Annotated in this window: 21 protein-coding genes, 1 tRNA gene and 1 pseudogene; 11 read left to right on the forward strand and 12 right to left on the reverse strand. The window is 32.9% G+C overall.

Translation table 11 applies throughout. From position 1 onward, the window contains the following. The first annotated feature begins 1 nt into the window (after position 1). A complete protein-coding gene (locus RCH19_RS09585) occupies positions 2–151 on the forward strand; it encodes a hypothetical protein (protein ID WP_343023027.1) in 150 nt (49 codons plus the stop codon). Between the two features lie 50 nt (positions 152–201). Here RCH19_RS09585 and serB read toward each other — a convergent pair whose 3' ends face one another. The 4 genes from serB to RCH19_RS09605 all read right to left on the reverse strand — a co-directional run bounded on the left by serB (position 202) and on the right by RCH19_RS09605 (position 5,356). Beyond that, positions 202–1,443: a phosphoserine phosphatase SerB gene (serB, locus tag RCH19_RS09590; protein WP_121924006.1), complete on the reverse strand. Its 1,242-nt coding sequence runs from the start codon at positions 1,441–1,443 to the stop codon at positions 202–204. A gap of 161 nt (positions 1,444–1,604) precedes the next feature. Beyond that, entirely contained in the window at positions 1,605–2,837 is a 1,233-nt protein-coding gene (gene clpX, locus RCH19_RS09595) for an ATP-dependent Clp protease ATP-binding subunit ClpX (protein ID WP_121924005.1), read from the reverse strand. An 87-nt stretch (positions 2,838–2,924) separates the two neighbouring features. Beyond that, a complete protein-coding gene (gene clpP / locus RCH19_RS09600; RefSeq protein ID WP_343023028.1) occupies positions 2,925–3,632 on the reverse strand; it encodes an ATP-dependent Clp endopeptidase proteolytic subunit ClpP in 708 nt (235 codons plus the stop codon). 398 nt (positions 3,633–4,030) lie between these two features. Beyond that, complete coding sequence (locus RCH19_RS09605) at positions 4,031–5,356, reverse strand: trigger factor (protein WP_343023029.1); 1,326 nt, start codon at positions 5,354–5,356, stop codon at positions 4,031–4,033. 473 nt (positions 5,357–5,829) lie between these two features. On the opposite strand from RCH19_RS09605, the gene RCH19_RS09610 reads away from it, so the two are divergent. From RCH19_RS09610 to nhaA, 4 genes and pseudogenes are all read left to right on the forward strand, one after another. After that, positions 5,830–6,705, forward strand: a complete 876-nt coding sequence (locus RCH19_RS09610) for a hypothetical protein (RefSeq protein WP_343023030.1) — start codon at positions 5,830–5,832, stop codon at positions 6,703–6,705. Between the two features lie 336 nt (positions 6,706–7,041). Then, a pseudogene (locus RCH19_RS09615) lies at positions 7,042–7,164 on the forward strand (type II toxin-antitoxin system HigB family toxin); the annotation flags it as partial. Positions 7,165–7,259: 95 nt separating this feature from the next. Then, on the forward strand, positions 7,260–7,616 hold the full coding sequence (locus RCH19_RS09620) for a helix-turn-helix domain-containing protein (RefSeq protein WP_121924001.1): 357 nt from the start codon (positions 7,260–7,262) through the stop codon (positions 7,614–7,616). Between the two features lie 534 nt (positions 7,617–8,150). Next, positions 8,151–9,317: a Na+/H+ antiporter NhaA gene (nhaA, locus tag RCH19_RS09625; protein WP_343023031.1), complete on the forward strand. Its 1,167-nt coding sequence runs from the start codon at positions 8,151–8,153 to the stop codon at positions 9,315–9,317. 94 nt (positions 9,318–9,411) lie between these two features. Here nhaA and RCH19_RS09630 read toward each other — a convergent pair. The 8 genes from RCH19_RS09630 to RCH19_RS09665 form a co-directional block, all read right to left on the reverse strand. Further along, positions 9,412–9,483 (reverse strand) — tRNA-Glu (locus RCH19_RS09630). A gap of 234 nt (positions 9,484–9,717) precedes the next feature. After that, the gene (locus tag RCH19_RS09635) at positions 9,718–9,858 is read right to left on the reverse strand and encodes a hypothetical protein (protein ID WP_343023032.1); all 141 of its coding nucleotides are present in this window, start codon (positions 9,856–9,858) and stop codon (positions 9,718–9,720) included. 47 nt (positions 9,859–9,905) lie between these two features. After that, the gene (locus tag RCH19_RS09640; protein WP_343023033.1) at positions 9,906–12,395 is read right to left on the reverse strand and encodes a heavy metal translocating P-type ATPase; all 2,490 of its coding nucleotides are present in this window, start codon (positions 12,393–12,395) and stop codon (positions 9,906–9,908) included. An 85-nt stretch (positions 12,396–12,480) separates the two neighbouring features. Continuing rightward, complete coding sequence (locus RCH19_RS09645; RefSeq protein ID WP_343023034.1) at positions 12,481–13,041, reverse strand: AraC family transcriptional regulator; 561 nt, start codon at positions 13,039–13,041, stop codon at positions 12,481–12,483. 2 nt (positions 13,042–13,043) lie between these two features. Next, positions 13,044–13,625, reverse strand: a complete 582-nt coding sequence (locus tag RCH19_RS09650) for a DUF3347 domain-containing protein (RefSeq protein WP_343023035.1) — start codon at positions 13,623–13,625, stop codon at positions 13,044–13,046. A gap of 353 nt (positions 13,626–13,978) precedes the next feature. Further along, the gene (locus RCH19_RS09655) at positions 13,979–14,323 is read right to left on the reverse strand and encodes a phage holin family protein (protein WP_121923995.1); all 345 of its coding nucleotides are present in this window, start codon (positions 14,321–14,323) and stop codon (positions 13,979–13,981) included. Between the two features lie 51 nt (positions 14,324–14,374). Then, positions 14,375–15,133 (reverse strand): alpha/beta fold hydrolase, encoded by a 759-nt coding sequence (locus RCH19_RS09660; RefSeq protein ID WP_343023036.1) that lies wholly within the window; start codon positions 15,131–15,133, stop codon positions 14,375–14,377. Positions 15,134–15,210: 77 nt separating this feature from the next. Then, positions 15,211–15,924, reverse strand: coding sequence for a pyridoxine 5'-phosphate synthase (locus RCH19_RS09665; RefSeq protein ID WP_343023037.1), 714 nt, complete (start codon positions 15,922–15,924; stop codon positions 15,211–15,213). Between the two features lie 114 nt (positions 15,925–16,038). On the opposite strand from RCH19_RS09665, the gene RCH19_RS09670 reads away from it, so the two are divergent. From RCH19_RS09670 to RCH19_RS09695, 6 genes are all read left to right on the forward strand, one after another. Then, positions 16,039–16,698: a CBS domain-containing protein gene (locus tag RCH19_RS09670; RefSeq protein ID WP_343023038.1), complete on the forward strand. Its 660-nt coding sequence runs from the start codon at positions 16,039–16,041 to the stop codon at positions 16,696–16,698. A 94-nt stretch (positions 16,699–16,792) separates the two neighbouring features. Then, the gene (locus tag RCH19_RS09675) at positions 16,793–17,677 is read left to right on the forward strand and encodes an NAD kinase (protein ID WP_121923991.1); all 885 of its coding nucleotides are present in this window, start codon (positions 16,793–16,795) and stop codon (positions 17,675–17,677) included. 164 nt (positions 17,678–17,841) lie between these two features. Beyond that, a complete protein-coding gene (locus RCH19_RS09680; protein ID WP_343023039.1) occupies positions 17,842–18,528 on the forward strand; it encodes a DUF6089 family protein in 687 nt (228 codons plus the stop codon). 4 nt (positions 18,529–18,532) lie between these two features. Beyond that, positions 18,533–19,273 (forward strand): isoprenyl transferase, encoded by a 741-nt coding sequence (locus RCH19_RS09685; protein ID WP_343023040.1) that lies wholly within the window; start codon positions 18,533–18,535, stop codon positions 19,271–19,273. Beyond that, positions 19,206–21,935 (forward strand): outer membrane protein assembly factor BamA, encoded by a 2,730-nt coding sequence (gene bamA, locus RCH19_RS09690; RefSeq protein ID WP_343023041.1) that lies wholly within the window; start codon positions 19,206–19,208, stop codon positions 21,933–21,935. Before RCH19_RS09685 ends, bamA begins: the two co-directional genes overlap by 68 nt. 38 nt (positions 21,936–21,973) lie before the next feature. Next, on the forward strand, positions 21,974–22,984 hold the full coding sequence (locus tag RCH19_RS09695) for an OmpH family outer membrane protein (protein WP_343023042.1): 1,011 nt from the start codon (positions 21,974–21,976) through the stop codon (positions 22,982–22,984). Positions 22,985–22,991 lie beyond the last annotated feature (7 nt).

The following is a 22,991-nucleotide window of genomic DNA, read 5'->3' on the forward strand; positions in this document are numbered from 1 at the left end:
TATGAAAAGAATACTTTATATATTCGCTCTTTTAATTTTGCTAGTTTCTTGTGGACCAAAAAGAATGGGCTGCGGTGCGAGAGGAATTTGTAAAACAATTACAATTCATTCTGTTCATGATTCGAGCGACAAGACTAATGAAAAAGCATAAAAAAAGCTGTCAATAAAATTTATTAACAGCTTAATAGTGAAACTGTAATTCTAATTATCATCTTCCATCATATCAATATGCCTGTCGTGATATCCTAAAAGATACAAAACTCCATCGAGACCTAAACTTGATATCGAACTTCCTGCTTTTTCTTTTACCGTAGGTTTTGCATGAAAAGCAATTCCTAAACCTGCTAAACTTAACATTGGTAAATCATTAGCTCCATCGCCCACCGCTATTGTTTGATTAATATGAATACCCTCTTTGTCTGCAATGGCTTGTAAATACTCTGCTTTCTTTTTACCATCTACTATTTCCCCAAGATAATTCCCAGTCAATTTACCATCAATAATTTCGAGTTCGTTTGCATGAACATAATCGATTCCTAATTCCTTCTGCAAATATTTTCCGAAAAAGGTAAATCCACCTGATAAAATAGCAGTTTTATATCCGTAATATTTCAAGGCTTTCATCAATCGATGCGCACCTTTTGTGATTGGTAAATTTTCTGCAACATTTTGTAAAACATCTTCGCTAAGCCCTTCTAGTAAAGCCATGCGTTGCTTAAAACTTTCGCTAAAATCTATTTCTCCGTTCATAGCTGCTTCAGTGATTGTGCGTACTTGCTCTCCCACTCCTGCTAACTCAGCTAATTCATCAATAACTTCGGTTTGAATTAACGTAGAATCCATATCAAAACAAACTAAACGACGATTTCTTCGATACATATTATCTTCTTGGAAAGAAATATCGACATCTAAAGTTCTAGAAATCTCCATAAAACTAGCAGTCATGAAAGTTTTATCTACAATAGTACCAGTCACGGAAAGCTGTATACAAGAACGCGGAAATTCATCTTCTTCTACAATAGACACGCGACCTGTTAACCTTTTTATCGCATCAATATTTAAGTTTTGATTAGATAAAATTCTGGTAACAGCAGCTAACTGAACAGCAGTAAGCGTTTCCCCTAGGACATTGATGCTATAACGCTGTTGGCGTTGTCCTTTTACCCATATTTCATAATCCGGTACTGAGATAGGAATAAACTTAACTTTAACGCCAAGCTCATACGCTTTAAACAATAAATCTTTTAAAACGGGCCCAGAAGTTGATCCTGCTTTTATTTCGAATAAAATCCCTAACGAAAGTGTATCATGAATATCAGCTTGACCGATATCTAAAATTATAGCATCATAATTCGCTAATACAGATGTTAAACCAGCGGTAACTCCTAATTTATCCTGACCAGAAACTTTTAATAAAATAACTTCTTTATCCTCTACTTGCATGCCGTATTAATTTGATTATGAAGTAACAAAAATCGGCATTCTAATGATCATAAAAAAAAATAATCTTCCTTTTTGCGCACAATAACAAATAGTGTAAAATAGGAATAAAAAAACCCGCTCAATGTCATGAACGGGCTAGTCTTATTATGAAATATGTAATTTTAAGAAGCGATCTCTAAACGCTTTAGTAAATTTTTATTCAATGTCTCCTGTGCGTACTTCACATCAATTTCCAATGTTTTATCGTCAGAACTTGGCAATTCATACATCGCGTCAGTCAAGATTGCTTCGCATAACGAACGCAATCCTCGAGCTCCTAATTTATATTCTAATGCCTTATTTACAATAAAATCTAAAGCTTCATCCGTGATAGTGAAAACTACGTCGTCCATCAAGAATAACTTTTCATATTGTTTGATTAAAGCATTTTTAGGTTGTGTCAAAATTGCTCTCAACGTTTCTCTATCTAAAGGATCCATGTGTGTCAAGACTGGCAAACGACCAATTATCTCAGGAATTAATCCAAAATCTTTGATGTCTTTAGGGATAATGTATTGCAATAAATTGTCTTTATCAATATTGTCTACATTTTTAGAAGTAGAATAACCAACAGCCTGACGATTCAAACGTTTAGAAATAATTCTTTCTACACCATCAAAAGCACCACCAGCAATAAATAAGATATTCTGTGTATTTACCTCAACAAATTTTTGGTCTGGATGCTTGCGTCCTCCTTTAGGTGGTACGTTTACAACGGTTCCTTCTAATAATTTCAATAAAGCTTGTTGCACTCCTTCTCCAGAAACGTCACGTGTGATTGATGGATTGTCACTCTTACGAGCAATTTTATCAATCTCATCAATAAATACGATTCCGCGTTCTGCTTTAGCAACATCATAATCAGCTGCTTGAAGTAAACGAGTCAAAATACTTTCAACATCTTCTCCTACATAACCCGCTTCAGTAAGTACTGTTGCATCAACGATTGCTAAAGGAACATCAAGCATTTTAGCAATAGTCTTCGCTACTAATGTTTTTCCTGTTCCAGTTTGTCCCACCATAATGATGTTACTTTTTTCAATCTCTACTTCGTCGTCTAATTGCTGTTGCATCAAACGCTTGTAGTGATTGTAAACCGCAACCGACATTACTTTTTTAGTTTGATCTTGACCAATAACGTATTGATCTAAGAACGCTCTAATTTCTTTTGGTTTCTTCAAAATCAAATCACCAACAAGTTTTGAACTCCCGCCAGATTTTAATTCTTCTAAAACAATTCCGTGCGCCTGTTCGATACATTTATCACATATATGCGCATTGATTCCAGCAATCAGCAAGCTGGTTTCTGGTTTCTTTCTCGCACAAAACGAACATTCTAATACTGCTTTTGCCATTCTTTTAATTCTAAAGTCATAAAGTCATAAAGTTGAAACTCATTAGCACTGCTGTTGACTTTCAACTTTCGACTTTCTACTATATTTTTACTTTCTTATTAAAACCTCATCAATCATTCCATAAGCTTTTGCTTCTTCAGCAATCATCCAGTAATCACGCTCACTGTCAGCATGAACTTTATCAAAAGTTTGTCCTGAATGCTGAGAAATAATATGGTACAACTCATCTTTCAATTTCAACATTTCACGCAAGTTGATTTCCATGTCAGTAGCAACTCCTTGTGCTCCTCCTGATGGTTGGTGAATCATAACTCTTGAATGTGGTAATGCCGAACGTTTTCCTGCAGCTCCTGCACATAAAAGTACTGCACCCATAGATGCTGCCATTCCTGTACATATAGTTGCTACATCAGGTTTGATGTATTGCATCGTGTCATATATTCCTAATCCTGCATATACACTTCCTCCTGGAGAGTTTAAATAAATTTGAATATCCTTTGAAGCATCCGCGCTTTCAAGAAACAATAATTGTGCTTGAACGATGTTTGCAATTTGGTCGTCGATTCCTGTTCCTAGGAAAATAATACGATCCATCATTAATCTTGAGAAAACGTCCAATTGTGAAATATTCAACTGACGTTCTTCAATAATATAAGGAGTCATATTAGTTGGAGGAGTCATTGCACCTACGATTTTATCGTAATACATTGAGTTCACTCCTTGGTGCTTTGTAGCAAATTTTTTAAATTGCTTCGCCTGTTCGAGCGCAGCTCTCGGGTCTTTACCGTAGTTCATATTTTTTTATTCTAAGTTTTACGTTATATCTAGTCCCTTTAGTATTGCAAAGGTCGTACCTCTTTATAGTTAGTGTCAATATGTCTCGTTTTTAGCCCAGGTAGCAGTGAAAAGCTTTTTGAAATCGTGTTGCTTTTTTTCTTGCACTAAAAGAGCGACTGGAAGAAGCTCTTTTTCTTGCTTAGAAAAAAGCAAACCCGATGAAAAAACTTGCAACGGATAACTGGATTAGCTCCTGACAGTATTATAAATAAAAAGAGCGCCAAAAAATATTTCTTTGACGCTCAAATATACTTATTATTTATTGTTTCCAATTGGTAAGCAAATAATAAAATTTTACTAATCTCAGCCCGCTGAGGGACTTTTGACTTTCGACTTTACCACTTTACAGACTAAATTTATTCTCCGTATGAAGCGGCAATAAATTCTTCGTAAGTAACTTCTTTAGTTTTTGGATTTGCTTTTTCTTTAAACAAGTCAAGCATTTTTTCTCCTACCACTTGGTCAGAAAGTCTTTTTACTTCGTCTTGATTAGACAACACTCTAGCAACAATTCCTTGAACTTCTTCGTCCGTTGGGTTTGTTTGACCAAATTGTGCCATTTGTTGACGGATATTTTTTGTAGTGAATGATTTCAAGTCTTCAAAAGTAACTTTGATTTCATTTGTAGCCATTGCTCTACCTTCTATCAACTGAAAACGCAATCCTCTTTCAGATCTTGCATACTCTACTTCAGCTTCTTCAGGAGACAATTTTTTCTCACCTACTGTTTGCAACCATTTTTTCAAGAACTCAGCTGGCAAATCAAATTTTGTACTTTCGATCAAGAAATCTTGAACATCAGCTAATAATTTTTGGTCTGCTTGCTGCGCGAATTGAGTTTCAGCATCTTCTTTAATTTTAGCTTTCAATTCCTCTAAAGTAGCTACAGTTCCAGCACCAAAAAGCTTATCGAACAACTCTTGGTTTAATTCAGCAAGTTCAGCTCCGTTGATTGCTTCGATTGTGAAATCAACATCAACAGCGATTGTGTGAACGTCGTCATGACCTATTTTCATTACGTCCATCAATTGATGAGCATCTTCAAATAAACCATTTGTATTTACAGTCACAACGTCACCTACTTTTTTACCAATGAATTTATCAGCAGTCGCTTTGTCTTTAAAAAGATCCAAAGAAATAGTAGTTGCATTGTTAATTCCAGCTTCTTCGTTTACAAAAGTTCCAGTAATATCTGAATCTGAAACAACAGCTTCTTGAGGAATTGCAGTTCCAAATTGTTTTTGGATACGTGCAACTTGACCATCGATTAATTTATCATCAGCAGTAACAACATATTTTACTACGTCATTCTTACCTTCAAGATCTAAAGTAAAGTCAGGAACTAGTCCAATTTCATATTCAAAAACCAATTCTTCAGCGTCCCAAGAAAAATTCTCGTTTACTTTAGGAAGTGGAGTTCCAAGAAGGTTTAATCTTTCTGATTGCACAAAACGCTCAAGAGCTAAGTCAACCACTTTTTGAACTTCTTCTTGTTTGATTGCTTTTCCGTATTGTTTTTCAACAAGATCTTTAGGCACAGCACCTTTTCTAAATCCTTTAACGGTTGCCAAAGGCATTTTTTCGTTTATTCTTTTTGCTACTTGACCTTTGTAATCCATGTGAACTACAGTCATTACAATTGTCTCGTTTACAGCGTCTATTGCTACTCTTTTGATATCCATCTTCTTCTTTAATTTATTATTATAAATTCGGACTGCAAAATTATAAAATTTTTACAAGTTCCACAAGCTTTTTACTACTGAACCTTATCAGTGGATTCTACATCCAAAAATCTAAAATATGTTCTGTGTTTTGGGCGTGTCCCACCTTCGTTCCTCTACGGCGGGTCAGGCTTTTCGCTTCAATCTTTTATTTCGCTGCACTTCATAAAAGGATTTACACTGCAATCCTTCACGCACCTGATGTTTGAAACACGTTTTATCATACATTTAATTCATCATATAAAGAGATTTACTCACTCAAAATTAATTACAAAAATTTATATTCTGCACTATTAAGCATTACATTTGAAAAGCAAGAAAGTTAGCTCCCAATAGTCTTATTAACCAAAAGAGAATATATTAACTCTGCATTATTTACATTTAAATCGGCGGGGATCCTTAATAAAAGAAAAATAAAAAAAATTCAAGAAAAGATGAATAAATTCGAAATAATGCTTTCACCAAACGAGGAAATTTGCCTTGAACTTACTTGTTTAAATTGCCGATCGATATTTTCAACAGAACTTGATTTGAATTTTATTAATGAAAACTTACCTTATTCAAATAATGACGTTTTGTATTGTGTTGTATGTGAAAAAAAGTACGATTACAATATTAAATTTGATTCTAATTTGTTGGAGATTTTAGTAAGAGGAAAAAAGATTAATGGCTGTTTAAAAAAGTCTAGTGCAACTGATTCCGGCGAATATAAACCCTCCACTACAGCAAAATCTAAAACATTTTATAGTACTCAAATAAATAGATTAGAAAAAATACTAGAACTACATTGTGACGAATACATTATTGAACAATCGCTTAATAGGTTATTGTATTCAGCTATAATAACATCACTTGAAACCTATCTAAATGAAGTTTTTTGTCTTGTAGTCTTTCACTCAAATATTACATTTGAAAAATTTGTAAATGAATACGAACCCTATAAAAAGGAAAAGATAAATCTCAATGAAATTTTCGAAAGAACAAACAAAATAAAAGAGAAGGTAGAAGAAGATTTAAACAGCTTTATCTACCATAATATACCTAAACTCATAAGAATTTTTAATATTTTTAATTTTGAATTACAAAAATTTAGTCAACTAGACACAATAATAGTAAACATCCACATGCGCCATAATTTAGTTCATCGAAGTGGACTTAATAATGAAAATAATTTTGAAGAGGTTTCAAAAGAAGATGTAAAAAAAGTAATAAGTAATGTAAACTTATTTGTCGATTATATTAATAAAAAAATCGAAAGCAAATGCTTTTTACCAGAAGAGAATGTTGAAAATAACGATAATCCGTTCTAAAAGTACCACGCCATTTAGCGCGAGAGTCTCGCTCGTGCCAAATTAAACGATAAATTCTTCCGGTGGAGAAAGTATAAGCTTAAATTGAGATAAATACTTGTTCCTTACATTTCATAATTAAAAATAGTAAGTTAAAATGGAAATATAAAGCTGTTAAAAATTACATACTTTCGAATATAAAACAAATGATTCTGATATTGGGTACGAGCGGGACGCTCGCACTAGCACAAAGAATTGTAATAACCATAAATAATTAAAAAAAATGTTTTTTGTCATTTCAGCAAACAAGTGCAACAAACGAAGATTCTTCCTTCGTCAGAATGACAAAGTAATTGTTTTAATATTAAAGGAAACAAGTATAGATTGATTGTGAAAATAAGTTATGATTATCAAATTCTTTGGATTCGCTTTATTGGAACGCATGCCGAATACGACAAGATAAACGCTAATGAAATTTAATTGTTATGAAATGAGCATGATCGCAAATCGGTCGTGAACACCGATGTTGATATGCGAATTACGTATGACCTTAAAAAAACAATAAATATCTACATATGAATATAAAACCTATAAAAACCGAAAATGATTATAATCAAGCTCTTGAAAGACTTGAAATAATCTTTGATGCAAAATTGAATTCTCCAGAAGGCGACGAATTAGAAGTGCTTGGAATTTTAATTGATCAATATGAAAATGAAAATTTCCCAATTGGTTTGCCTGATCCTATCGAAGCAATTAAATTCAGAATGGAGCAAATGGGGTACAATCAAACTGATTTAGCAAATATTATAGGATTGAAAAGTCGAGCTAGTGAAATTTTAAACCGCAAAAGAAAACTTTCATTAGATATGATAAGACAACTTCATGAAAGTTTACACATTCCAACCGATGTTTTAATACAATCCTACTAAATAAATAAGTTGGATAAAAGATAAACATTCTTTTTGTATCAGAAATTCGCCCAGCTGGAATTTGATTACCGCTCGCGAACTCAATGATTCTTCCTTCCTCAGAATGACAAAGTTGGAGCGGTAAAACCTCAACTAAATAACTTTGGCTTCAGCGGGATGCTCGCACTAACTAAAACTTATAAAATATAATAATCTTCGATTTTGAAAAAGAAATAAAAAAATAAATTAAATTCGATTTTGAAAAAAAACAGTTGACTGAATTTCCCGCTAGTATTAAAAATCTAAAAAAATGGAACAGAAATAAAGTATAAAAAACGGCGAAATAATATTTGATGAAATTTAATTTCGAGCTTCGGGATAAAGCGCTCAACTGTAAAACAGACACAAAACAACAATTATTTAAATTATTAAAAAGGTATATTTGGTAAAACCGTAGAAAAAGCGGAAAATCAAAGGTTTCTATCTGTATAATTTAAAGTCTCATGCTTGTTTTGCTTGGATTTAGAATTTCAAAGATTCCATAAAAACAAATCCATGAAGATTACTGCTCTATTTAAAGAATTTTACGAAAGCGAAAAAGCAGGAGGTCTTATTTTACTTTTTGTCACTATTATTTCTCTTGCCTTAGCAAACTCTCCTATTCAATCCAGTTATATTGCCTTTTGGCAATTTGACATGGGTGGTCACAGCATTACGCACTGGATAAATGATGCGTTAATGGCGGTGTTCTTTTTACTAATTGGTTTAGAATTAGAACGCGAAATTTATAAAGGAGAACTCTCTGATATAAAAAATGCTTCTTTCCCTCTTATTGGAGCGATGGGTGGTTTTATCATTCCAGCATGTATTTTTCTTTTGTTCAACTTTGGTACTGCTACACAAGCTGGAGCAGGAATCCCAATGGCCACCGATATTGCATTTGCCATTGGAATTCTATCTTTGTTAGGCAATAGAGTTCCGCTATCATTAAAAATATTCTTGACTGCATTAGCCGTAATCGACGACTTAATTGCTATTATCGTTATTGCAATATTTTATACAAAAACTATTATTTGGGCAAACTTATTATTATCTCTAGCAGTATTTGCAGCATTATTAATACTCAACCGACTGAAAGTTAAAAACTTAATACCATATCTTTTAGGAGGAGTTGTAATGTGGTATTTTATGTATAACTCTGGAGTTCACGCCACCATAACTGGAGTTTTATTAGCATTTGCAATTCCGTTTGGTAATGGTGATAAAAAATCAACATCTTATGTTTTGCAACATTTTCTACACAAACCGGTTGCCTTTATAATTCTACCCCTTTTTGCAATTGCTAATACCAGCATCGCTATTGGCGCTGATTGGCAAAATGGATTAGGTGAGTCAAACAGCATTGGTATTATTGCAGGCTTAATTTTAGGAAAACCTCTAGGAATTGTAGCTTTTGCTTTTACTGGAGCTTTAATCGGATTGTGCAAATTACCAAAAGGATTGCAATGGAAAAATATTGTTGGTGTTGGATTTTTAGGTGGAATTGGATTCACGATGTCTATTTTCATTACTATTCTTGCCTATGATGATGTCGCCTTAATAAATAGTTCAAAAATTGCTATAATACTTGCTTCTATAACTGCAGGATTGTTAGGTTTCCTATTTTTAAAATTTACATTAAAACCTAAAAGTAAGTCTAAAAAACTATCGGAAGTTGAATAGCGTACTCGCATTTAGTAAAACCGGAACACATAAAAAAAGCCTCAAAATAAAATTATTTTGAGGCTTTTTTTAAAGAAAATAAAAATTAATTTAGTAGCCCGTAGCGGAATCGAACCGCTCTTACATGGATGAAAACCATGCGTCCTAACCGATAGACGAACGGGCCTTACTTCTAATTTCAAGTGCAAAAGTAGCACTATTTTTGACATGCGCAAAATCAAACACTGAAACTAGAGATACGAAATCGTCTTTTTTTTATTTCAAATTTACAATCAATTCATAACTAGCTATTAGCGTAAAGCAGAATTGAAATTATATTCTAACATAAATTCAATTCGAAAACATTTAAAAATGAAATGAAAGAAAAAAACGAAATAAATAAGAACGCAAAAAAAGCATTTTATTTTCGTCTTTTTCTATACAAGTGAGCTGCTGCTAATATGATACCAGCAAAAATCAATATTGAAACCCACCAAAATAAAGGCAATCCAAAAAACGAGTACGCTTCTGATGGTATTCCTGCATTTAAATTATCATTCATAGCATTAAATTTTTAAAAATTTGACATAATAAACACTTGAAATAACCTTACAACTTCACATTACGCAATCGCAATGCATTTGCTATTACTGACACCGAGCTAAAACTCATTGCCAAGGCAGCAATCATCGGCGAAAGCAAAATTCCAAAGAATGGATATAAAATTCCAGCCGCAATTGGAATACCAAGTACATTATAAAAGAACGCAAAAAATAAGTTCTGATTGATGTTTTTCATCACCGCGTGACTGAGATTTTTAGCTTTTACAATACCTTGCAAATCTCCCTTTACCAAAGTTATTTTAGCACTTTCTATCGCTACATCTGTTCCAGTTCCCATGGCAATTCCAATATCGGCTTGCGCCAAAGCTGGAGCATCATTGATTCCGTCTCCTGCCATAGCCACGATTTTCCCTTCAGCTTGCAAGCGTTTAATTTCATTTAATTTATCTTCTGGCAAACAACCCGCTTTAAAAGAACTTAAATTCAATTCGTGTGCTACTGCTTTTGCAGTATTTTCATTATCACCCGTAAGCATAATTACCTCAACCCCTTGTCGCATCAATTCTTCAATCGCTGCTACGCTGGTTGGTTTAATAGCATCTGTAATTGCGATAAAACCTAGCGCTACGCTATTAATTGCAATGTAAGAAACTGTTTTTCCAAGTTTTTGTTCGGCAATAATTTTATTTTCTAGTTCAGTAGTTACGGTTGCACCTACTTGCTCCATCAAGCTTTTATTTCCAAAAGCTACTTTATCATTACCAACAGTTCCTATAACCCCTTTTCCAGAAATCGCTTCAAAATCATTGACTTCGATTAATGGGATTTCTTTTAATTTGGCAAAATTCACTACGGCTTGCGCCAAAGGATGTTCGCTATATTGATTTAACGAAGCACAATTTCGCAGCAATTCAGCCTCATTATTTTGTGTTGAAAACACCTTTTCAACCGATGGCTTTCCTTCGGTGATTGTTCCTGTTTTATCAATGATCACGACATTAACTTTGTTCATGTTTTCTAAGGCTTCAGCATTTTTTATCAAAACTCCAGAATGTGCTCCTTTTCCAACACCCACCATAACCGACATAGGCGTTGCAAGACCTAAAGCACATGGACAAGCAATTATTAAAACCGCAATTGCATTAATAAATCCATAAACTAAAGCGGGTTCAGGACCAAAATTTGCCCAGACAATAAAAGTTATTATAGATGCGAGAACAACGATTGGAACAAAGTACTTCGCGATTTTATCGGCGACTTTTTGAATAGGTGCTCTAGAACGACTGGCAGAATTCACCATTTGTACAATTTGCGAAAGCATAGTCTCTGAACCCACTTTCTCCGCAACCATCACAAACGATTTATTTCCATTTATAGTTCCCGCTATAACATCATCATTTACTTTTTTATCCACTGGAATGGGTTCGCCAGAAATCATTGACTCGTCAATGGTGCTTTCTCCAGTGGTAATTTTTCCATCAACGGGAATTTTATCGCCAGGTTTCACACGTAGTAAATCACCTTTTTTGATGTCATGAATTGAAATCACTTTGTCTACTCCATCATTTACGATTGTAGCTTGTGTTGGTGCTAATTTTAAAAGTTCTTTAATAGCGCCACTAGTTCTGCTGTGCGCTTTAGCTTCTAATAACTGTCCTAATAAAACTAAAGTTAAAATAACGGTTGTTGCTTCAAAGTAAAGATGTACCGTACCGTGATGCGTTTTAAATTCGTCTGGGAAAATATCTGGGAAAAATAACCCCACTAAGCTAAAAAGAAAAGCCACACCAGATCCAATCCCGATTAGCGTAAACATATTTAAATTCCAAGTTAGAATAGATTTCCATGCTCTTACAAAAAACATCCAACACGCATAGAAAACAACTGGAAGAGATAAAACCAATTGCACCCAATTCCATGTTTGCGTATCTAATATTTTAGTAAGTGGATTGTTAGGAATCATATCTGACATAGAAATGATAAAAATGGGAATTGTAAACAATAACGCAATCTTCATTTTAGACCAAAGCTCATTGTACGCTTTGTTTTCTTCGCTATCTTTCGGTTCCATAGGAACTAAATCCATCCCGCAAATAGGACAAGCACCAGGATGATCCTCAACTATTTCTGGATGCATGGGACACGTAAAAAGTAATTTTGCCGAATCTAAGTCTGGTGCTTTTACTAAATCCATTCCGCACACCGGACAGTCACCCGCATCATCATAGACTTTTTCACCTTCACAAAACATAGGACAGTAATATTTCCCAGCTGCGTTTTTTGGAAGCTCAACAGCTACTTCTTCTACTGGTAATTTTAAATCGTTTGGATTAAAAACCTTTATGGAATATTTTCCAGCGGCGGTAAGTACTTCTTGAAAATCAGTAGTTTGAATCGGCTTCTGCATGCTAATAGTAGCAATTGGCGGATCTAAAGTAACCGTTGCTTCTACTCCTTCCATTGCATTTAATGTTTTCTCAACTTTGGTTCGGCAACCATCGCAAAACATTCCTGTAATCGTATATTTATAGGTCATTATGTGTAGAATTTAATGTTGGGAGCAAAATTACTATTAACAATGATATAAAAACTTATACAATTTTGGTGCAGTTATGCATCATTTATAGATTTTCAATCGATTGTCTTTTTTGCTGCTTGGAATTTTTAAAGGCTGTTGGAGTTAGTCCAGTACTTTTTTTAAACTGCTTACTTAAATGGGAGGGGCTACTGTAATGAAGTTGGTGTGCAATTTCATTTAAAGTCAATTCATCGTAAATAATCAATTCCTTAACTCTTTCTATTTTTTGGAGAATGTAATATTGTTCAATTGTTGCATTTTCTTGTTGCGAAAACAAATTGCTGATGTAACTGTAATCTTGGCCAATAGTTGAAACTATATAATCAGACAAATTTGTTTTGAACTCATTGTCTTTAAAGTAAACTAAATCAGTAATCAAATTTTTTACTTTTTCTACAACACGACTTTTTTTATCATCGATAATTTCAAAACCTAAAGCAAGTAAATTTGAATTGAGGTTTTGTTCTTGTTCCTTATTTAAATTTTCAGAAATTTCAACAATCCCTAGTTCAACCGAAATGGGTTGAAGTCCAAACTTTATCAGTTCAGACTCCACTGCTATTATACATCGGTTACAAACCATGTTTTTTATATGAAGATTCATTATTATTTAATAGTCTCTACTACTTCACCACAAGTCATCATTTTAGAACCATAATATGGATTTTTAACTGCATTTTCTTTACTTAACCAGTTGGCACCTTTTCCATTATTTACCATTGGACAGTATTGATAATAAACTGGAGTTTGAAACTTAGCTACTTTTACTAAATCATACATTTTTTTAGATAAAGAGACAAAAAGTACTCTTTGCGCTTTTACGTCTTTTGTTGCTGCGATTCCTTTAGCGTCTGCCATTACATTTTTCATCACTTTCATCCAGACTTTATGAACGTCTTTTGAAAGTTCATCCATTTTCACAGCACTCAAAGAAGAAGACAATTGTTTTGCTTTGGCAGAAGCCGTTACACCATCCGTTTTTACTAATTCATCTTTAAGTAGAAAGTAATTTTCAAAAACAGCATTTAGTTTACTATCTATTTTATTGCTTTCGAACGCATCAGTTGACAAAACATTTTGTTTATCAATACTTAAATTTACTGATTGAGGATTTGTGATTGTTGCGTTTGCATTAGAAATTGAAAACAATGCGATCATTGCTATCATTGTGCTTTTTATTGTGCTCATTGCTTTATTGATTTTAATATTGAATTTTTAAATTTGGTTTAAAACCAAATTACATTTGACTATAAATTTACTGATTTTATAAGCACTTTCACTATTTCATGTATACTTTAATGAAGTTAAAGTCAAAATCATTAAACCTTTTACCACAAATTAAACCTATTCTCAAATTTATTTACCTGCGTACAATCATACGACTTCAAATTATTTTGTAATTAATTTGATACAATCCGTACTATTCTTTTTTAACACTGAATTCCTAAACACTAAACTATTTTATTTAAAATTTTGCATAAAAAAAATGCCTGAACTCTGTAAGATTTCAAGCATTTTATAAATTATAGTAAGCTTGTTATTTATTTCCCCTCACCTAACACTGCATTCATTACAGATTGCAATACCGATAATACAATACTGAACAATAATGCTGTCAAGAAAGTATCTACACTAAATCCACCGACAATGTTGCTACATAATATTATAATCAGTGCATTAATCACTAGTAAAAACAATCCTAAAGTTAGAATGGTAACAGGCAAAGTGAAAATCACTAAAATTGGTTTAATAAAAATATTAAGCAATCCCAAAACTATTGCCACAATTAGTGCTGTTGAGAATCCAGCCACATGAACGCCAGGCATAAAGTTTGAAATAAGCAACACTAAAGCTGCAGTAACTATTATTTTAATAAGTAAATTCATTTTGATATATTTTAAATTTTAATAAATGTAGTAATAATAAAGTAGCTTTTACTATTCTAAAAAAGCAGTTACTTGTTGATAGAACTCAGCTGGATTTTCTGCATGAAGCCAATGTCCAACATTTGGAATTGTTTCTAAACTTGAATCAGGAAAATGCTTTTTAATATTTTCGAAATCACGGTCTAAAATATATTTAGAATTTCCACCGCGAATAAACAAAGTTGGTTTAGTAAAAACTAGTTCTTCTGGAAGTGCAACTCCTATTTCATCCATTTTATGATTAAAAACAGCTAAATTAAATCGGAAAGCTAATTGACCCGGCTCTACCCAATATAAATTTTTCATCAAGAACTGACGCGTTCCAAAATCGGGAATAAAATTTTTCATAATCTCTTCCACATCTGAGCGACTTGGTTTGACCGAGAAATCAACGGCATTCAATCCTGCCAAAATATCTTGATGATGCTGCGGATAAAACTTTGGACCAATATCAGCAACTATTAACTTACTAAGTAAGTCAGAATGTCTTGTTGCTAGAAGCATGGCGACTTTTCCGCCCATTGAATGACCGATGATATTGATGTTTGTAAGATCATGTAGTTGGCAATAATCGAATACATCTTGAGCCATAATTTCATAGCTAAACTCTTCCGACTGTAAGCTGCGACCATGATTGCGTAGATCTAAAGTGTGCACTTCAAAATTAGCCGCAAATTGGGTAGCAAGTGATTTCCAGTTGTCAGACATTCCTAAAAATCCATGAAGAATTAAAAGTGGTTGTCCAGAACCTTCTATTTTTGAATATAACATTTGATTTTAGATTGTAGATTAATGATTTTAGATTGCAGATATAAACTGATATCTAAAATTATTACTATTATTTTTTACTATTTCATTTTATGCAAATACATATTCACAACATTCTCTAAGCCTAAATAAAGAGCTTCGGAAATTAGCGCGTGACCGATCGAAACTTCTAATAATCCCGGGATATTTTGTTTAAAAAATTGGATATTTTCTAAACTTAAATCGTGACCGGCGTTGATTCCTAGATTTAGCTCATTTGCGAAAACAGCCGCTTTGATGTAGGGATCAATTCCTCTTTCATTACCCAAACCATATTGATGTGCAAAAGCTTCTGTGTACAATTCGATTCTGTCCGTTCCTGTCTTTTTAGCACCTTCGATCATCTCGTGAATAGGATCCACAAAAATAGAGGTTCGAATTCCGTGACTCTGAAATTCCTGAATCATTTCTGTTAAATAAGCTTGATGTTTTACTGTATCCCAACCTGCAGATGAAGTTATAGCGCCAATAGCATCAGGAACTAATGTCACTTGTTCTGGCTTGCATTCTAAAACTAAATCTATGAAATTGTGCTGCGGATTTCCTTCAATATTAAACTCAGTATAAACAATAGGTTTTAAATCACGCGCATCTTGATAGCGAATATGACGCTCATCTGGACGAGGGTGAATTGTTATTCCTTGTGCTCCAAATTTCTGAATATCGGTGGCTACTTTTAATAAATCTGGAACGTTACCACCGCGAGCATTACGCAAAGTGGCTATTTTATTGATATTTACACTTAACTTTGTCATGAAAACTGAATTTTATTTTGATACTACTATTAACTAGGAGCAAAAATACAAAGTAAAACCTAGGAGTTTTTGCTTATTTTTGATTATTTTGCATCGAATATTGAGGAATGATTTATGACAGAAATTACAGAATATATTACTAATGATTATAAAGCGCTTGACAGTCAAGATACCATATCTGATGTGCAAACGTTTTTTGACGACTTAAACTTTTCGCATTTTCCTATAGTGGAAGAGGGAGTTTACATTGGTAGTATTGCATCGGAAGATATTGAGACATTTGATAGTGATAAAAAAGTTGTTGATTATCGCTTTACGCTAGAAGGTTTTTACGCTAGAACAAACACTATTTGGTTGGATGTTTTAGAAGTTTTTGCAAAAAATCATACTAATTTAGTTCCAGTTTTGGATGAAAACAATTCTTATGTTGGTTATTACGAAATAGAAGACATCATGAAATACTTTCATGAAACACCTTTTCTTAAAGAATCTGGCGCAATCATAATCGTAAAAAAACCGATTTTAGATTACTCAATGAGCCAAATTACTCAAATTGTAGAAAGCAACAATGGAAAAGTTTTAGGCATATTTATTTCTGACGCTGATGTAAAAAGTGTTGAAGTCACTTTAAAAATAAGTTTAGGAGCGATGAATGAAATCATTCAAACTTTTAGAAGATACGACTACGAAATTATTTCTGAGCATCAAGAAGACAATTACATCAACAACTTAAAGGAGCGTTCTGAATACTTAGACAAATACCTTAATATATAACGGAATGATTGAAGAAGATTATCAACTAAAGGGTTTAATTAAAAACTTGTTTGCAGCTGATGCTTTTCCTATTATTAATTAATTTTTAAAAAAAATGAAAGTAGCGATCTACGGTCAATATTATCAAAATAGTACACAACCCATTATAAACGACATCTTTGTTTTTCTTACCAAAAATAATGTAGAGATGATCATCGAAGCTAATTTTTTATCGATGATATACGAACGTAAATTAGTAGATAGCTGCTATAAAACTTTTAGTTCCCACACCGAGTTAGACTCGAGTTTTGACATGCTAATTAGCATAGGTGGAGACGGAACAATTTTAAGAGCTGCAACATTAGTAAGAGATTCTGGAATTCCAATTTTAGGTATAAATGCAGGAAGATTAGGTTTTTTAGCTAGTGTTCAAAAAGAAAATATTTCTGAATTTCTTCAATTTGTATTAGATAAAAAATACACAATTTCTCAGAGAGCTTTGATTAGTATCGAATGCTCCACGCCAAATGAGTCCATTGAAGAAATGAACTTTGCTATGAATGAAATTACGGTTAGCAGAAAAGATACTACTGCCATGATTACAATTGATACGTATTTGAATGATGAATACCTAAACTCCTATTGGGCAGATGGTTTAATCATCTCCACTCCTACTGGAACTACTGGCTATAACTTAAGCTGCGGTGGTCCCATTTTAACTCCAGATGTAAAAAGCTTAGTAATTACACCAATTGCTCCTCACAATCTAACAACCAGACCATTAGTAGTGCCGGATAGCACAGAAATAAGATTAAAAGTTTCTGGAAGAGAGCCTAATTACTTGATTTCACTAGACTCTAGAGTTACATCAGTGAAAAACGAATCGATTTTAACTTTACGAAAAACGCCTTTTCATATTAATATGGTAGAAATACCGGAAGAGACTTTTGTGAAAACGCTACGAAAAAAATTACTTTGGGGAGAAGACAAGAGAAATTAAATCATTTTATTGTAAAGCAATACGATTCTATCAACTTTTAACGTTAAATGAAGCAAGTACTTATTCTGTGTTAGATTAAAATTCCCTTTAAAAAAGAGAGAATTAACTGAATGGGTATTGAAACGAATTGATAATTATTATATTTGCACGCAATTTTGGATTAAATGAACAAGATTTTTTACTTACTTATTTTAGTTTTACCCTTTATGGGCGCACATGCTCAGATACATGAGGTTGGTGTTTTTTTAGGTGGAAGCAATTACATTGGTGATATAGGCCCTACAACTTATGTATCACCTAACGAACCAGCTTTTGGACTATTGTACAAATGGAATAAAAGTCCGAGACATTCGTATCGATTTTCTTATACTCAATCTAAAATTACTTCTAGCGATTTAGATTCTAAAGAAATCAGCAGAAATACAAGAGGTTATCAATTTGAAAGCAACTTGAAAGAAGTTTATGCAGGTCTAGAATTCAGTTTTTTTGACTTCGATTTACATGATTCAGAAACAAAATTTACTCCATATGTATCGTCAGGAATCGCATATTTTTTAACTCGCTATAAAATTGATAATGTATTATTTCCAGGTGATCCAAGAATGCCTGCAGAAGGACGAACAGAAAGAAAAAAATCAATTGCGATACCAGTTATTATTGGTATTAAGTCAAATATTTCACCTCGTTTAGTTCTTGCTTTGGAAGCGGGAGCGCGATATACTTTGACTGATAATATAGACGGAAGTTTTAATTACAATATTGGAAATATAAATAATAATGATTGGTATGTATTCTCAGGAGCTACGTTAACGTATACTTTTGGCGAAAAACCCTGTTATTGTGCACAATAAATAAATGAATTTACTACAAAATATTGACTTAGCACGATTACCAAAACATCTTGCCATAATTATGGACGGAAACGGTCGTTGGGCAAAACAACAAGGACTTTTAAGAGCTCTGGGTCATCAAAGCGGAACAAAATCAGTAAAAGTTATTATTGAATCTAGTGCTAAGTTAGGAATTGAATTTCTTACGCTTTACGCGTTCTCAACTGAGAACTGGAACCGACCTAAATTAGAAGTTGAAACTTTAATGCGAGTTTTAATAAATTCACTTAAAAAGGAACTTACTACATTACAAAAAAACAACATTAAACTGACTGCAATTGGTAATTTAGACAAGCTACCAAAGTCGGCACAAAAGGAACTTCTTGATGTTATAGACAAAACCAAAGGCAATACGCAAATGACTCTAACCTTGGCGTTAAGCTATGGTTCCCGTGAAGAACTTGTCAGTGCGGTAAGAAATATATGTAGTAAAGTTAAAAATAATATAATTTCAATAGACAGTATTGACGATTCAATTATTAATGAGCATCTTTACACGCAAAATTTACCGGACGTAGATTTGCTAATAAGAACAAGTGGAGAACATAGAATAAGTAACTTTTTGTTGTGGCAAATTGCCTACGCAGAATTGTATTTTACTGATATATTGTGGCCTGACTTTAAAGAACAAGATTTATATGAGGCTATCATTAGTTATCAAAAAAGAGAACGCAGATTTGGAAAAACAAGTGAACAAATTAAATAATTTTTTAGTGTTAAATAAAAGAATAAAAATAGCCCTTACCGTTTTGATTTTTGGAGGTTTTGCATCCGTTAAAGCACAAGAAAGAGTTCCTTTTGATCAAGGTAAAAAATATATTTTAGCAGATGTAGCCATCGTAGGAGATATCAGTTTCAATTCTCAAACTGTTGTTACTTTTTCAGGATTACAAAAAGGTCAAGAAATCACAATTCCAGGTGAGGAAATTAGCACAGCCATTAAAAAATTAGGTAAACTAGGTTTATTTGACGAAATCTCTTTTTATGTAAATAAGATACAAAATGATAGTATTTATCTTGACTTAAATATCATCGAACTTCCAAAACTTAGTGAAGTAAAATTTGTAGGAGTTAAAAAATCAAAAGTTGAAGCGTTAATTAAGGATAACAGCTTAAACAAAGGTAAAGTAGTTAATGAAAACTTAATTACAACTACTAAAAACTACATAGAAAACAAATACAAAAAAGATGGTTACTACAACACTAAAGTAAACATTAATACTGTAAAAGATACTACGACAACTAACCAAGTAAAAATGCTTGTTACGATTGACAAAGGAGATAAAGTAAAAATCCAGACCATTGATTTCGTAGGTAATACAAAACTATCTGACAAGACTTTGAGAAAAGCAATGAAAGATACGAAGCAAAAAAATCCTATACGTATTTTAAAAGCTTCGAAATTTATTAAAGATAAATACAAAGCAGATTTAGATAAAGTAATTGCAGTTTACAAAGAAAAAGGATATCGTGATGCGAGAATCATTTCAGATTCGGTTGCTTATAATACATCTAAGAAAGCACTAGATATTAAAATTAATGTTGAAGAAGGTAATAAATATTACTTTGGAGATATCAAGTTTTTAGGAAACACAATTTATACAGATCAAGGATTAAGTCAAATATTAGGAGTTAAAAAAGGAGATACTTACAACGGTGTTTTACTTGAAAAAAGAATTGCTGATAAGACTAAACCGGACGCTGAAGACATTACTAACTTATACCAAAACAACGGATATTTATTCTCTAATATCAATGCTGTAGAAGTAAGAACAGCTAATGATACTATTGATTTTGAAATACGTGTTACAGAAGGGCCTATTGCTTATTTCAACAAGATTTCTGTTGTAGGAAATGATAAAACTAATGACCGTGTTATCTATCGTGAATTAAGAACTAAGCCGGGAGAAAAATACAGTAAAGATCAATTAGTAAGAACAATTAGAGAGATTGGTCAATTAGGATTTTTCGATCCAGAGTCAATTGATCCAAAATTTAAGAACGTGGATTCAGGAGCTGGAACTGTAGATATTGAATACAATCTTGTAGAAAAAGGAGCTAGTCAGATCGAACTTCAAGGAGGTTACGGTGGTGGTGGTTTCATTGGAACACTTGGATTATCATTTAATAACTTTTCTGCTAGGAATTTATTAAATAAAGATGCTTACAAACCACTTCCTATGGGAGATGGACAAAAAGTATCTTTACGTTTACAAGCAAGTACATTCTTTCAAACGTATAGTGTTTCTTTTTCTGAGCCATGGTTTGGTGGTAAAAAACCAGTTTCTTTTAGCACATCATTATCATATAGTAAACAGTTTTTAAATAACTACATTACACAAAAAGCAGATAGAACCAAAAGTTTTGATATCTTGACATTATCTGTTGGTATCGCTAAAAGACTTACTGTGCCAGATGATTATTTTGTACTATCGCAAGCGGTAAGTTACCAGCACTATGCTTTAAATAATTATAATACTGGATTATTTACTTTTGGAAACGGTACTTCTAGAAACTTAGCGTACACTGTAGGACTTACAAGAAGTAGTAAAGGTTTAAATCCTATATTCCCAACGTACGGTTCTGAATTCAGTTTAACTGCTAAATTGACTCCTCCATATTCATTATTGAATGGAACAAATTATGCTACTTTAGGAGATCAAGAAGAGTATAAATTAAAGAATACAGTTAATAGACAAAACGTTCCTGATGCGAATGGAAACATTGTTAACATTGGTGATTATATAGACATCAATGGAAATAAAGTTAATGATTTTACTTTAGCTGCGGCAGATGTTAGTAAAGTGGATCAAAAGAGATTTAATTTGTTAGAATACTATAAAATTAAATTCAAAGCAGATACTTATAGTAAAATATATGGTAAATTAGTTCTTAGAACGTTAGTTGAATTTGGTTTCCTTGGAGCTTACAATCAAGAAAGAGGAGCAGTTCCTTTTGAAAGATTTTACTTAGGAGGTGATGGTCTTGCTAACTACTCGATGGATGGTAGAGAAACAATTCAGTTAAGAGGATATCCTAACAATTCATTGACACCGGTAAATAATGCTGGAGAGCAAATTGGAGCTACAGTTTTCAACAAGTTCTCAATGGAATTGCGTTATCCTATAACATTGAAATCATCAGCATCAATTTATGCATTAGCATTTATGGAAGCAGGTTCTTCTTATGCTGATTTCAAAAGCTACAATCCATTTGACGTAAGTCGTTCTGCTGGAGTTGGACTACGTGTATTTATGCCAGCATTTGGATTATTAGGAATTGACTTTGGACATGGATTTGATGCTTTGCCAGGACAAGCTAAAGCAAATGGTTGGGAAACTCACTTTATCATTGGACAGCAATTTTAATAAAATAGTTACATAAAAACTTCTAATAGTTTACGTTTATGAAAAAACAATTTTTATACATAATTTTAGCCTTTATAGCAACGGCTACTATTAATGCTCAGTCCAGAGGAACAAAAGTAGGTTACATAGACATGGAATACATTTTAGAAAATGTAGCAGATTATACTGAAGCTAAAATTCAATTAGAACAAAAGGCTCAGAAATGGAAATCAGAGATTGAGACAAAAAAAATTGAAATAAATAAACTTAAGGATGCTTTAAAGGCGGAGAAAGCATTATTAACAAAGGAATTAATTGATGAAAGAGATGCTGAAATTAATTTTCTTGAAAAAGAATCATTAGATTACCAGCAAAAAAGATTTGGCGCAAACGGAGATTTGATCACACAAAAATCTGTATTAGTAAAACCAATACAAGATCAAGTTTTCACAGCGGTACAAGATATTTCTGAGCGATTGAAGTATGACTTCATATTTGATAAATCATCAGACTTAACAATGTTATTTGCTGCCAAAAGATTTGACATCAGCGAGCAAGTATTACGTGTACTTAACCGCACTGAAAAAAGAGAGCAGTTAACTAAAAAACAACAAAAGGAAGCTGAGGCTAAAGAATTAAAAGAAGATGCAATTGATGACAATCCTGTTCTTGCTGAAAGAAAGAAAATCTTAGACGAAAAGAAAGCCGCAAGAGATCAATTAATTGAGGATAGAAAAGTACTTCAAGAGCAAAAAAGAAAAGAATTTGAAGATAAAAGAAAGCAGATTTTAGAAGAGAGAGAAGCTAAAAAAGCTGGCACGGTTTCTGCAAATGCTAAAGTTGAAGCTGCTAAAACACCAACATCAAATTTTGATGCAAAAAAAGAGGTATTAGAAGCAGCTAAGCAAAACCAAACGGAGGCGAGATTAAAGTTAATTGAAGATCGCAAAAAGCTTATGGAGGATCGCAAGAGAGAATTAGAAGAAAAAAGATTAAAAACGCTAGAAGATAGAGAAGCTATCAAAAAAGCAAAAGAAGCTAAAATTAAAGAAAATACAAACAATAATTAATTACTAA

Source organism: Flavobacterium sp. PL12 (assembly GCF_039123485.1).
Classification (GTDB): domain Bacteria; phylum Bacteroidota; class Bacteroidia; order Flavobacteriales; family Flavobacteriaceae; genus Flavobacterium; species Flavobacterium weaverense.